This window comes from Acinetobacter sp. PC34 (genome assembly GCF_051789135.1).
GTDB lineage: Bacteria > Pseudomonadota > Gammaproteobacteria > Pseudomonadales > Moraxellaceae > Acinetobacter > Acinetobacter johnsonii.
Window position 1 is genome coordinate 37635 of record NZ_CP196665.1, and the last position, 13422, is coordinate 51056.

At 36.5% G+C, this 13422-nt stretch carries 12 protein-coding genes and 3 pseudogenes; 8 read left to right on the top strand and 7 right to left on the bottom strand.

All coding sequences use genetic code 11. From position 1 onward, the window contains the following. Positions 1-23: 23 nt before the first annotated feature. A pseudogene (locus tag ACSC9N_RS17205) lies at positions 24-131 on the top strand (metallophosphoesterase); the annotation flags it as partial. 79 nt (positions 132-210) lie between these two features. On the opposite strand, the gene cynS reads toward ACSC9N_RS17205, so the two are convergent. Continuing rightward, complete coding sequence (cynS, locus tag ACSC9N_RS17210) at positions 211-660, bottom strand: cyanase (protein ID WP_000628076.1); 450 nt, start codon at positions 658-660, stop codon at positions 211-213. Between the two features lie 284 nt (positions 661-944). On the opposite strand from cynS, the gene ACSC9N_RS17215 reads away from it, so the two are divergent. Both ACSC9N_RS17215 and ACSC9N_RS17220 read left to right on the top strand, forming a co-directional pair. Continuing rightward, positions 945-1754 (top strand): formate/nitrite transporter family protein, encoded by an 810-nt coding sequence (locus ACSC9N_RS17215; RefSeq protein WP_000323725.1) that lies wholly within the window; start codon positions 945-947, stop codon positions 1752-1754. A 51-nt stretch (positions 1755-1805) separates the two neighbouring features. Further along, entirely contained in the window at positions 1806-3530 is a 1725-nt protein-coding gene (locus tag ACSC9N_RS17220) for a protein kinase domain-containing protein (protein ID WP_395474818.1), read from the top strand. 345 nt (positions 3531-3875) lie between these two features. Here the strand turns inward: ACSC9N_RS17220 and ACSC9N_RS17225 are convergent. The 6 genes and pseudogenes from ACSC9N_RS17225 to ACSC9N_RS17250 form a co-directional block, all read right to left on the bottom strand. Next, a pseudogene (locus ACSC9N_RS17225) lies at positions 3876-4301 on the bottom strand (IS5 family transposase); the annotation flags it as partial. 35 nt (positions 4302-4336) lie between these two features. Beyond that, positions 4337-4414, bottom strand: coding sequence for a hypothetical protein (locus ACSC9N_RS17230; protein WP_261484713.1), 78 nt, complete (start codon positions 4412-4414; stop codon positions 4337-4339). Positions 4415-4772: 358 nt separating this feature from the next. Next, entirely contained in the window at positions 4773-5204 is a 432-nt protein-coding gene (locus tag ACSC9N_RS17235) for a hypothetical protein (RefSeq protein WP_004763240.1), read from the bottom strand. A gap of 160 nt (positions 5205-5364) precedes the next feature. Next, positions 5365-5760, bottom strand: a complete 396-nt coding sequence (gene vapC, locus ACSC9N_RS17240; RefSeq protein ID WP_000639719.1) for a type II toxin-antitoxin system tRNA(fMet)-specific endonuclease VapC — start codon at positions 5758-5760, stop codon at positions 5365-5367. Further along, the gene (locus ACSC9N_RS17245) at positions 5757-5987 is read right to left on the bottom strand and encodes an antitoxin (protein WP_000401521.1); all 231 of its coding nucleotides are present in this window, start codon (positions 5985-5987) and stop codon (positions 5757-5759) included. The genes vapC and ACSC9N_RS17245 overlap by 4 nt, the downstream gene beginning before the upstream one ends. 580 nt (positions 5988-6567) lie before the next feature. After that, positions 6568-6906, bottom strand: a pseudogene (locus tag ACSC9N_RS17250) (ISNCY family transposase); the annotation flags it as partial. Here ACSC9N_RS17250 and ACSC9N_RS17255 point away from each other — a divergent pair. The 5 genes from ACSC9N_RS17255 to ACSC9N_RS17275 all read left to right on the top strand — a co-directional run bounded on the left by ACSC9N_RS17255 (position 6867) and on the right by ACSC9N_RS17275 (position 12909). After that, a complete protein-coding gene (locus ACSC9N_RS17255; RefSeq protein ID WP_171494589.1) occupies positions 6867-7034 on the top strand; it encodes a hypothetical protein in 168 nt (55 codons plus the stop codon). The pseudogene ACSC9N_RS17250 and the gene ACSC9N_RS17255 sit on opposite strands and share 40 nt — an antisense overlap. Then, positions 7031-7759 carry a Qat anti-phage system TatD family nuclease QatD gene (gene qatD, locus ACSC9N_RS17260; RefSeq protein ID WP_151707590.1) on the top strand — a complete coding sequence of 243 codons (729 nt, stop codon included), beginning with the start codon at positions 7031-7033 and terminating at the stop codon, positions 7757-7759. The genes ACSC9N_RS17255 and qatD overlap by 4 nt, the downstream gene beginning before the upstream one ends. A gap of 265 nt (positions 7760-8024) precedes the next feature. Then, on the top strand, positions 8025-9494 hold the full coding sequence (locus tag ACSC9N_RS17265) for a hypothetical protein (RefSeq protein ID WP_439036152.1): 1470 nt from the start codon (positions 8025-8027) through the stop codon (positions 9492-9494). 37 nt (positions 9495-9531) lie between these two features. Then, positions 9532-10557, top strand: coding sequence for an IS30-like element ISAba125 family transposase (locus tag ACSC9N_RS17270; protein ID WP_004994718.1), 1026 nt, complete (start codon positions 9532-9534; stop codon positions 10555-10557). A gap of 57 nt (positions 10558-10614) precedes the next feature. Further along, complete coding sequence (locus ACSC9N_RS17275; RefSeq protein WP_439036153.1) at positions 10615-12909, top strand: hypothetical protein; 2295 nt, start codon at positions 10615-10617, stop codon at positions 12907-12909. Positions 12910-13422 lie beyond the last annotated feature (513 nt).

Here is a 13422-nt window from a genome sequence, read left to right on the forward strand (position 1 = left end):
CCGGTACGGTTCAGTTCAAAACCTATTTAGGGCATACCATTGTGAAAAAACATACCCAGATTGATAACTGTCACTATATTGATGTCGGTTCCTCTTATACCCAGAAGCTGTGTATAGTCAAAATTAAATAAGGATAAAGACGGTGATATAAAAGATCTCCTTACGAAGAAATGAAAAGCCATCAATATGATGGCTTTATCAAACGATAAATTAATAGGTTTTATAAGGTAAAAACTTGCCAGACAATACGACATTTACCCGGTCACCGTTCGGGTTTTCCTCACGCTGAATATCCATGCTGAAGTCGATTGCGCTCATAATGCCATCACCGAATTCTTCATGGATCAGCTCTTTAATAGTCGAACCATATACATTTACAACTTCATACCAGCGGTAAATTAAAGGGTCCGTAGGCACACTGGTCGGTAAAGAGCCTTTGTAAGGTACAATTTGCAGCCATGCTACTGCCTCATCACTAAGGTCAAAAATCTGACCAATTTTCTCTGCCTGCTGTTTATTAAATGCCATTTGTCCCAGGCAGGCAGCCGTTACCCATTCTTTAGAAAGACCAATTTCTTTGGCGACATCTGCCCATTTAATTGACTTTAAAACTTTCGCTGAAATGATCATGTCAGTTACTTGTTGACGATGGGTAATCATAAAAATCTCCAGATTATTTTTGAAATACATTTATGTGAATTTTCATTAATGCAGTTCTCATGCCAACTAGAGGACGAAATTAGCTTTAAATAGAGCGTAAAAAATTGAATGATTTTTAAATAATTTATGGTACAGCTTTTGCTTTATTTATAACAAGCATGGCAATGGCGCCATAACAAAATTACCTGTTCTGATATTTAAGGCAACGACGCCTAAGGTTTCAAAGACCTTAGGCGTCTTTTTGTTTAAAAACAGGTCCAGATATTAAAAATGAGGACGATGACATGGCATATCTTGCTCCTGCAGAGTTTGCAAAAAAAGTGGTAGATGCGGGTGAATCCAAATTACATATGGCAACCCGTGATGTATTGATTCGTGCCTTTATGGCAGGTGCGATTTTGGCACTGGCAGCAGTATTTGCCATTACCATAGCCGTGCAAACAGGATCAGCACTAATTGGTGCGCTCCTGTTTCCAGTTGGTTTTTGTATGTTGTATTTATTGGGCTATGACCTGTTAACTGGGGTATTTGTACTTACGCCGCTGGCATGGCTAGATAAACGCCCAGGGGTGACATGGGGACGTATTCTAAAAAACTGGGGCTTGGTGTTTGTAGGGAACTTTACAGGCTGTTTAGTCGTTGCAGTGCTCATGGCAGCGGTTTATACCATGGGTTTTGCAGCGGATCCAAACCCTGTCGGCGTGAAAATTGCGCATATTGGCGAGGAGCGGACATTAGGTTATGCCGAATACGGATTCGCCGGCTGGATGACTATTTTTATCCGTGGCATGCTGTGTAACTGGATGGTGTCATTAGGTGTCATTGGCGCGATGATGTCTACTACGGTGAGTGGCAAATTCATTGCCATGTGGATGCCAATTATGCTGTTCTTTGCCATGGGCTTTGAGCACTCTGTCGTTAACATGTTCCTGTTCCCATTTGCCATGATGATGGGCGGTGACTTCTCGATTGCTGACTACTTCCTATGGAATGAACTGCCGGTTGCTTTAGGTAATCTGGTGGGTGGTTTGGCATTAACAGGTCTGGCACTTTATACAACCCATGTCCGTACTGGTGTTAAAAAAGAATTTTAATATTCACCATTTTATAAAGGGATCATATAGATCCCTTTTTGAGCTTTCAGCATGAAAAAAACATTAAAAGTCAGTATTGGGCAATATTCTACTGCCGGAATTAAACACCAGAACCAGGATTTCCATGGAGTATATCTGCCCGAAGGACATGTGCTGAAACAGAAAGGTATTGCCTGTGTTATAGCGGATGGAATCGGTAGCAGTAATGTCAGTCATCTTGCAGCAGAAACCGCCGTTGGCAGTTTTTTATCTGACTATTATTCTACTTCAGATGCCTGGAGTACACAGACTTCAGCAGAACGGGTGATCCGCGCGACCAATTCATGGCTTTATGCACAGACTCAACAAAGTCAAGGACGTTTTGATAAAGACCGAGGTTATGTCTGTACCTTATCTGCACTGATTTTAAAACAGCAACAAGCCCATGTTTTTCATGTTGGTGATAGTCGTATTTACCGCATTCGCGATCATGAAATTGAATTACTGACCCATGATCATCGTGTCTGGTTGTCTTCAAGAGAGCATTATCTTAGCCGAGCCTTAGGTGCCGACTATCGTATTGAAATTGATTATCGAAATATTGAGCTCAAAGAAAAAGATATTTTTTTACTGATGACGGATGGGGTCTATGAATTTGTCACAGATCAACAATTATTAGATTTAATTTTAGTAGATGCAGATTTAAATCAACTTGCCAAAGCATTCGTTGAAAAAGCTTTAGAACAGGGCAGTGATGATAACTTAAGTCTCCAGGTGATCCATGTAGAACAGCTGCCTGAACTGAATCAGTTTCATATTCAGCAGGATTATGTATTTCCACAACAGCTCAGTAAAGGTGAAGTGTTTGAAGGCTATGTGATTGATAAAATTTTGCACCAAAATCATCGCAGTTGCCTGTATTTGGCACACGATACTCAGCAGCAGCCCTTGGTTATAAAAACTTTGGGGGTAGATTTACAGCAAGATAAAAATGCCGTAGAGCAGTTTCAACTCGAAGATTGGGTATCGAAACGTCTGAAACATGACAACCTGATGCAGTGTTATCCACATAACACTGAGAAAAAATATTTATTCCAATGTTATGAATATTTACAGGGTGAAACCTTGGCTCAATGGCTGCATCGCCAAGAAAAGCCTTTAAATCTGGATGAGATTTTACCAATTTTGCAACAAACAGCCTTGGCTTTAAATGCAATGCACCGGCTGGAAATGCTACATCAGGATATACGACCAAAAAACATCATGGTTATAAATGCAGAAAATGCCATGAAAATTAAACTGATTGATTATGGTTCAACGGCAGTAAGAGGCCTGGTCGAAATTAATCCTAAAAATGCGAATCGAGCACTCGGAACCTTGGCATTTATGGCACCGGAGTATTTTATTGATCATTCGCCATCTGTACATTCAGACCAATTTTCTTTGGCGGTAATGGCCTATTATTTATTCACCAAACAATTACCTTATGGGACAGATTTAGCTCGCTGTAACAGTTTAAAGCAGATGAAAAAAGTTCAATATCATTCCATCAGGAAATATCGGCCAGATTTACCTATATGGTTAGATAAAATTTTAGGCCAAGCGCTGAGTATTGAACCGATACATCGTTTTGAGGCCTTGTCTGAACTCATTCATAATCTAATGCATCCTTCCAAAGAATTATTAAACTCTAAACCACCAGCAATCATTGAACGAGATCCTTTACGTTTTTGGCAAATGAGTTGCGCCGTATTAGGGCTATTATTTTTACTGAGTATTGCATGGCCATTTATTTGAAAAGATAGGATCAAACCATGCTTAAAATTGAAGGTACATAGATAAGTTTTTATTCAAACAGCTTTGTTGCACAAAGATTTGAAATGCAAAGCGCCCCTAATTGAGCTAAATTTAAGGCGTAATTTGGGTAAGTGGTCGACCTAATTCCGTAAATCTGTTGAGGACTGCTACACGTGCATGAATCTCATTGACTTGGCTATCAAAACGCCTTGCTCTGAGTTTATCTCCTAATAATTTAATGCAGTGCATCTTAGTTTCAACCAAACTTCACCGATGATAGCCTGATTTTTTCCATAGTGTCCTGCCTGAGAAGCACTGCTTCCAAGATTAACTGTTCGAAGTAATTCATTTCGATCTAGCGAGCTGCTCTTTGTATCTTTCCAAGGTTTCGCATTTTTTTCTAGGTGGAATCACCGCATGCGCTTGCTGATCTGCAATGACCTCACGGCATTGCTTGGTGTCATAAGCTCCATCGGTATAAACAGAGTCAATCTGCTCATCTTGTGGAATCTGATTAAGTAAATCACCAAGCACCTGTGAATCACTGACATTATTGGTTGTAAGCTGAATAGCGCGTATTTGTAGAGTTTTAGCATCTATGCCAATATGAAGTTTACGCCATTGGCGACGATATTCAGGTCCATATTTCTTGCGTTTCCATTCGCCCTCACCTAGAAACTTCATGCCTGTAGAGTCTATGAGTAGATGCAGCCCATCGCTACTTTTTTGGTAATTGATTGCAATATTAATATGCTTTTGTCTTCTACAAAGCGTGGTGTACGAATATCACTGATATTCGTAGCTGCTCATCCGCAAAGTTTAATCAGACTTTGCACAAAGCCAGTGACCATACGTAAAGACAGACGGAGTAAGGATTTAATCATTAAGCAGCATTGGATGGCTGCATCGGAGTAGGTTTGATTTCGCCCTTATTTTGCCTTTTGATGGAGCATACCATTGCGTAGCAGGATGAAACCAAATGGCAATATTTCCGCGATGAACGAGTGCTCGGTTATATGCGGGCCAATTGGTTGTGCGGTAGATTTTATGTGTAGGCTTCTTCATTTGAAAATTATATCGCTGAAAAAGCCTTTACAGATAGGTTTGTGCAACAAAGCCTCTATGAACTTAAAGTAACATGTTCTAAATTTAACATAATGGCGGTTTTACGAAATTAAAAAATCCTAGACTCAAATCTAGGGTTTAAATTTAAAAAAATACATAAAAATTAATAACATGGTATTAATATTGTCCCATTGTAATTTGTTTCAATTCTAATGAATTATGAAACTCAAAATGTAAATAATTATCAAATATTTTGTATTTAAGCCAACTGTTACTTTCTCTTTCGGGGGTTCCAAATAAATTAGCTACAGATTGCATCGTACTTTTGTGATTAATACCTGTGATCAGATTTTCTAAAAATGGGTATGGGTAATATTCTTCATTCTCTTTGACGTAGATGAAAATGGTATCTAGTATCTGATGTTCATTAAACCTGAACGTAATACCTCTCTTAAAAAATTGCCAATAGGATAGCTTTTCTCCACCAAAATTAGTCTCTAATGAGTCAAACTCACTTGCAACAAGAATAACTGCTTTCAAAATATCTGAACTTGACTCTTTAGTTCCAAGACAAGATAAAAAAACCTCTACATCACCTGAAAAATTCACTTATGACATACCTAAATCAAAATTTTCTTTATCCTTTGGTTTTTATCATATTAAAAATGAAATCTCTGATTCAAAGTTAAAATTTTCAAAAGCTGTATCCATTTAACATAAATCTCTTATACGAATTCTAGCCCTGCATAGGGCGGGCTAGATATAGCGATTAGACCCAATTCTCTAGCTTCAGACCATCAATTCGTTCAAATTCTTTTGTATTGTTCGTAACTAATACAACATCCAATGCCAAAGCATGAGCAGCGATCAGCATATCTAAGCTACCAATCGGTTTACCTGTAGATTGAAGATTCTGGCGTAATTTGGCGTAATGCCAAATCGCCTGTTCATCGTAAGGAAGAATCTCTAAAGGTGACAAAAACTTGTTTAACGCCTGTTTATTGCGTTCAGATCCAGACTTCTCTACACCAAAAGCCAGCTCAGATGCCGTGATACTCGAAATCGCAAGCTGGCCGAGTTGATATTGCTTAAAGCGCTCAAAAACTTGTTGAGGCTTATTGTTGATGACATAGATACAAATATTTGTGTCTAAGAGGTAAATCATCTGAACTCCTCACGGAGCTGTTCGCCTTGATCAGCTCGCTCCAATTGGAATCCAACCTCAAACTCATTTATTGCTTCTAACATGACATCCCAAGGATTGTCGATGGGCATGAGTAATACACCACGACCGAAGCTTTTGATGGCCACTTCCGTGCCATTAAAGCGAAAGGCTTTAGGCAAGCGAACAGCCTGACTGCGACCAGTTTGAAATACTTTCGCAATTTCCATAATTACCTCCCGAAACCAAGATATATATCATTGATATATATCTTAACATTAAATCTTGTAAAGTCAAAGTGAAATTAAAATCATAAGGCAATAAAAAAGCCCGACATCCTGTCGGGCTTTTTCATATCGGGGTGCTCGTCTTACTGATCTCGTGCTGCCCATTCCTTGCGCTATTTTCTTATTCTTGTTTTCTGGAAACATCCAGTTCCCTTATGTATTCATCATAGGGCTAATGCTTTGGATTACCAATCCTCAAAAATCTTAAATTCATGTAAGTTTTAGCTTACAAAGTTGGCCTATTTTATCCCAAGAGTTGTCCGCAGAAATTGGGGATTATTTCTGAACTGTGACCCTTGAGAAATCAGGAAAAAATGCAAAAACGAATGTTTTTTGATCAACTTTATTGGCTAAAAGTTACAGTTTTGCTTAAAAAGAAACCGACTTGTTTCCAAGTCGGTTGAACGAGAACGTTCCAGAGGGTATGAATAACGATAAGATACTGATCTTAAAGTAATATTAAAAACACTGTTATTCACCAATTAAAATGTCTATGCGATAAACCATTTAAAATGTCCTGTTTTTAACCACAAGAGTCAAGCACAGGATTTAAATTTCTTTGTTCAATAACAGCTTTCTGAGCTTTACGACTCGGCATACTTTTCTTGGCCCGGGAACATTTATTTTGTTTTTCCAATACTTCATGTTGCTGTTGAATATGCGCCAGGACTGAACCTAACCGTTTATTCTCAACAATCTCATTTTGCTGTAGCCCAGCCAATTTATTGAAGATGCTGTAGTTGAGCTTTCGTCCTTCATGCATGAGGGCCAAAGTGCCATCCGGATACTCCAGAATTGAAATGTTTTGATGATGTGTTTTCGATGCGTATAGCAATTTTAAATAGGCAAGAGTTAGGGACTTCAAAGTGGATTGGTGCATCTTTGAGCTCTAATTTAATACCAGATCAAGATAAGCAAAAACATCAAGATACTGTAGAGAGAGGTTTGTTAGAAATGCAAAAATTTATTGGAGATTTAGGTCTAGTATGATTGATTTTCATGCACATTTAGACCTCTATCCTAATGTGGTTCATGTTATACAGAATATCGTAAATATGAATATGTATGTTCTATCTGTAACTACAACACCAAGTGCATGGGAGGGGACGAATGCACTTAGTATCAATTTTCCTCGTATAAAGACTGCATTAGGACTACATCCTCAAATTGCACATGAGCGGTATTCAGAACTCCCATTATTTGATCGATTGATTTCTAAAACTAGATATATTGGTGAAATTGGTTTGGATGGTGGAAAGGAATTTAAAGATCATTGGAATATACAAACGATGGTTTTTGAACATATTTTAAGAGCATGTACAAACGCTGGTGGAAAAATACTTAGTATTCATAGCCGTCATGCAACTAGCGAAGTTCTAAACTTTATTGAAAAGTATCCAAAAGCTGGAGTGCCAATTTTACACTGGTTTACAGGCAATAAGACTGAGTTGAGAAGAGCAATAAGTCTGGGCTGTTGGTTTAGTGTGGGACCTGCGATGTTAAAAAGTAAACGTGCTATAGAGCTCGTCAAGGAAATACCTATTGATAGGTTAATAACAGAAACGGATGGACCATTTGCTCAAGTTAATAAAGTATCTGCAATGCCGTGGGATGTTGCAATCGCACTCAAACAATTAAGTGAAATTTTAAAAATGCCATATAGCGAAATAGAAAGATTGATTCATAATAATTTTTCTAACTTATTATTAAGTTAGAAAAATTTAAGGATGTTGAGGAAATCATGGTTGAATAGCCACCAAAATTCTAAACACATATAACCTTTTTTGACCTACTTTTCCTAATAGTTGATTAATATCTTGGTTTGGCATGAAGAGTCATAGGTAAAGTGCCTTATCCCGTTGCATTAATTTCTAAATAATTGATAGGAATCTTATTGAATTTTCGGTGTATCATATACCTATATAGTTGAATTAAATAATATAAGTTTCTATCTATTCGTTTAAATTTAGAGAATGTACTATGGCTGCAAATCATGTCGAGCATTCAAGGGATTGGTCGAAGATTAAATCTCTTTTGGAGCTATCCACACGAGCCCCATCTGATTCGCAGAAATTCTACAGTTTAGAACAACAAAAAGAAGCTGAGGATTTAGCAACATTTTTAATGTACTCTTCACTTACAACAGAACCTCTAGATAGAAACTGTGTAACTGGGCTTCTTGATGGTACTAAGTTATGGGAACGTAATGGCGAACTTGTACCGATTAATAAAGGCATTGAAATTGAATATTTAGAAAAATGCTGCCTTATAACATTTGAGGCTGATTTCCTTTTGCTTACTTGTAACTTAGAACACGACCTTGAGCGGCAAGTTGATGACTCTCTAGTTCCCATAATAGAAACTCTTAGAACTTTACAACATATCCAGTATGGTCAAGATGGATATAAAAAAACCAACCTCTGTGTATCGGAAGATATATGGGATAGAGAATTCCCTAGCACATCCATTTTATTCAACTATGTTAAAAAAGAAGATAATTTTTATGTATTTAACGGAAGAGAGCATAACCTTAACCAGTTAGTTAGTACCTTTTTATGGCAGATGTTACTTTCCAACTCCGCTAACGCTAATGAAGCCTTTGGAAAATGGCTACGTATCATGCGATTAACGTGTAGTTGTGCTCTCCCTATTCTTAATTATGTGACTTCAGAAGCAGAGTACAAAGCTTATACAGTCGAGCTGACAAAACATTTACTAGAGCTACCTGTACCTAGAGATTTAACACGTTCAATATCAAATAGTAATTTTTTTTCAGACATTGTTCGCAACTATACTCCAGTGATAACCATGTCAATTGACCTTTTACCAACGAGCGGAACAACGAATAATACTGACAAATGTGTAAACCAGCCTAGAAAAAATGTGATTACAGAAAGCTCTCTGCCTTCCTTTAATTCTCATTCATCACTTCAGGTTAGTAAAAATGAATTTTTTCAGATACAGGAGCATTTAGAAAGCAGAACTTATCACCACAGGGTTGGATACTTTTATAGTTGGTTAGTTTCGGATTTTTTAGAGGAAAGCATTTGTATTGATAACCATTCGCTATTTTATCCTCATAAACTTATAGAACTGATTGAATTTTCTTTGGAACACCCTTTACTTAAACAACTACTCTTTAGTGATTTGTTTCGATTTCGATTATTACCTAAATATTTCTGCTTTCTCCTATCTAGAGTAGATACATGTAATTTCGCAATATTTTGGTTTTCCTATTTCTATAATGACATTGCGAATCAGATTTCAAATCGCAGCATTTTAGAAGAATTAGAGATTTTTATTTCCCGAAAATATTCAGAAACAAATTCTAACAACTTTCATTGTAGTGAAGACTTTATTGATATTGTTTTTGTATTAACTGATAACTTACGGTTGTTTAAAAATGACTTTAAAGATTCACGTTACTACACATGGCAGAGTAAAACTTGAAGTGCGACATAAACCACCTAATTAATTTAAAGGGTTTATGGAGTATATAAAATTGTCATACCATCATCTTAACTTTGAAGATCGTACTGCATTAATGCTTGAGTCAAGAAAAGAAGGCTTTTCAGCCAGAAAATTTGCTGAACTCATTAAAAGACATCCTAGTACGATCTATCGTGAGCTTAAAAGAAATAGCATCAATGACGTTTATCAAGCTCGATATGCTTCTGATAACACCTTCGCTAGACGTAGACGTGGTCACAGAAAACTCAAAATCGATTCAATCCTCTGGAAATTTATTGTTGAAGCGATCCGTTGTTTATGGTCTCCTCAGCAAATAGCAAAGCGTTTAAAGACATTTCCTGATTTGGATCAAACAATGAATGTAAGCCATACAACGATTTATTCAACGATACGAGCATTACCCAAGGGTGAGTTGAAAAAAGACTTATTATCCTGTCTGCGTCATGAAAATAAAAAGCGAAAAGCTAACGGTGAACCTAAAAAAGATTCTATATTACAGGATATTAAAACTATTCATGAGCGCCCAGCCGAAGTTCAAGAAAGAAAAATACCGGGTCATTGGGAAGCTGATTTAATTAAAGGTAAAGACAATAAAAGTTCGATAGCAACACTTATTGAACGAAATACACGGCTCTGTATCTTGGCAACATTACCTGATGCAAAGGCAGAATCAGTGCGCAAGGCTTTAACTGAAGCTCTGAAATATTTACCTGCAGAACTGCGTAAAACGTTGACCTATGACCGTGGACGCGAGATGTCAGAACATAAAATACTCGAAGAAGATTTAGGCATAGATGTATATTTCTGTGACCCACATTCACCTTGGCAAAAAGGCACATGCGAAAATATGAATGGTTTAATTAGGCAATATTTACCTAAAGGGATTGATTTAAATCAGGCAGATCAGCATTATTTAAATCAAGTTGCCATGTCACTGAATACTCGTCCTAGAAAGGCGTTAGATTGGCTTACACCATTAGAGAAATTTGCTCAGCTTGTTGATTATCATATGGCTTTTGAAACTGTCGCACCTCATGTTTGAATTCGCCCATTATTTGACAACTTTTTAAAGCATCAACAGCCTAATCAAATACTATCAATGATTGATAGTATTAAAAAAGTGGATTTAAGCGAACACGCTTATCCGAATCCAGCGATTTTTAATCTCAGTAATAACAAATATTTCTTGTTATGGTGGCTATATGATTTCATCGATAGGAATTCTCTTGATACCGCTCAGGTGTATATAAGTGAATTAATTAACCTTATTACTAATGAGCTAGAGCAAGATCTAATATTAAATCTTGAAGGGAAAAAATCAAACCTAGATGCTTCAATCCTTATTAAACAGTTCCCTTGGTACAAATTAGTTATTGAAGATAATGTACAACGGATATTGTCAATTTCTAAAAGACATAAAACTGATTGGTCATCTGCTCTGCTATGCACAAATGATTCTCCGTATGAAGCGAAAAGAGCTATAAGTTGTTACTTTCAAATACTGATGTCGGTTGCAAATCATGACTCTTGCCAACATTTAAATAAATTGCATAAAAGAAATATATCTATCGTTGACAATTTAGGCTTTGGCACTAATGAAAGAGTTGGATTATTTCACACTATTGGAGTAAATGCTTACGATCTATGGCCTGATTTTTGTGTCTACATAAACAAAATCGATGATTCAGACTTCGAAAGCTTTCTTGATTCAAATGACGAGATCCTAACAAACTCACAGCTTTTCCAATTGATGGAGGCTTGTATTCATCCTGCAAGAAAAGAGCTTATCAAATTAGCAATCACAAAACTCGCAGTAGACAATATTGATAAAAGCTCTTTAGATGTCTTAGAAAAAACATTCGTATCAGCATACAGTGCTTCTGAATTTGACCTAGCTCTGACCGTTCTCACTCAAGCTAGTCATGAGCTGAATGAAGGTAGGTTCAAAAATCAGCACCATCACCTCTTTGCTGAAAAACGCCAATTGATAAAGTGTTATCAATATAAATTAGACGTTACATTATTTGCTATTAATCAAGATGAATACGACCCTGATTTTCAATCTCATATTAACGATATCCCTATTCCATTTACCTATAACGAGAAAAATCATTACAACGAATGTGAACATTTTAGACGCTACTATCTAGCATACTATTTAATCGATAAAGATACCAATAAGAGCATTCGTATTTTGGAAAGATTGGTCGAAGATACTAATAACCCAGAACATATTCTAATGCTATTACATGCGTATCTTGCTAACCATCATGAAGCTTCAAATATTACTTTGATTCGAAAGGCTTTGTCAGAAGTAAAACAGTCGGCAAAAGCACAATGGTCTGATATCCCGAGTTATCCATTACCGTGGATATCAGGAGTAATGCATGCTTACTTAACGATTAATGACATCAGTTCAATGAGGGAAACATGGAAACTATTGAGCTCAGCTCAGAAATTTCTTCCTCAGTTACTTGCACCTTACTGTGAATTACTGCTCAAGCATAAATTCGTAAAAGAAGCAGATATAGCATTTTCAGCTTATATTAAATTCCTAGGTCAATACGAAGCTCTGTCAGATGAATTAGCCAAAATCAACGACTCTATAATGAATGCTTTAGCGAAGGAGTCATCTGCTACGCAATATATCCATCGTTTTGCAGAAAGGAATCAAAGAAGTACTCAGCAACTAGCAACTAGCTTTAAACTGATTAACGGTAGTAATGTCGAAACATATGTGAAGATAACAAATAACAGCACTGTTGAAGAGTATTTAGTTGAAATAGTTTCTTCAGTCTCTAAAGAATTGCTTAGTCGCAGTAAAAATATTTACATACCTGTTAAAGATGAGGAATCCTCATCTGGATATTCTAGTAAGCCAGCAAACGAAGATCGAATTAATCAATGGTTTTGTAGTCTTTTTAACATGAGAGAAAAAAGCTCTCCACTTCATATTTCGGATCAAAGTCAAATAGGTAGTTCATCTTCAGGTAAAAGCTATGGTGAGGTGGATGGCGTTATAGTAGATAACAATCAAAGTAGACGTATTGCGTTATTTGAAGCGTTTCGCCTTCTTAAATGGGGTACTACCGATATCAATGACCATATGGATAAGTTGGCGGGGTATGATCAAGAGGGCTTTAATACGATATTTGTTGTCGTATATGCATTCGATAAAGATTTTGTCACTCTCTTAGATAAGTATAAGAACCACATAAAACAACGTCAGCACAAAGGTTTTGCCAAAGTAAAAGGTTATGTTCTTGAGACTGTAAATGGTGAAGATTCAGACACCTTTTGGATGGGGAAAGAAGAACTTCAACGTGGTAACATTACCGTTTCGATTTATCATGTCGTCATTAACTTTTACTGTGAAAAAAGTATTGAACCATAAACTTGTTCAATGCGGTTGAATTTTTCCATACATTTTCTCATGCAAACTGGATTTGTTTTATTTCTATTCGTAATACGAAATTGTCCAAAAATGAGATAGAAATTCTTTAATTTCTTTATGATATTAATAAATATTTCCAATATAGCTTATTTATATACATAAATAAAAAATCAGCAAGCCACTGATAAGCTTGCTGATTTTTTTGCTTCTTCAACTTATACACTTTCAACTAGAAAGATCACATGAAGCTCCTTTTTTTATTTCTGTTGATAGCATTAATGAATGATTTCACATTAATGTAACAATCTCGAAATATGTGTCAAAAATCTCGCATTATCTGTCATTCAGCGGCTATAAGTCTAAATTTAAATGACACCTGTCATGTCGTTCCATGACAGGTGTTGTGTCGTTTATGACACCTGATGTGTCGTTCAACGAGAATATAGACATTTCTATTTTGGAGTTACACTTAGTGTTATTCACCAATTAAAATGTCTATGTGATAAACCATTT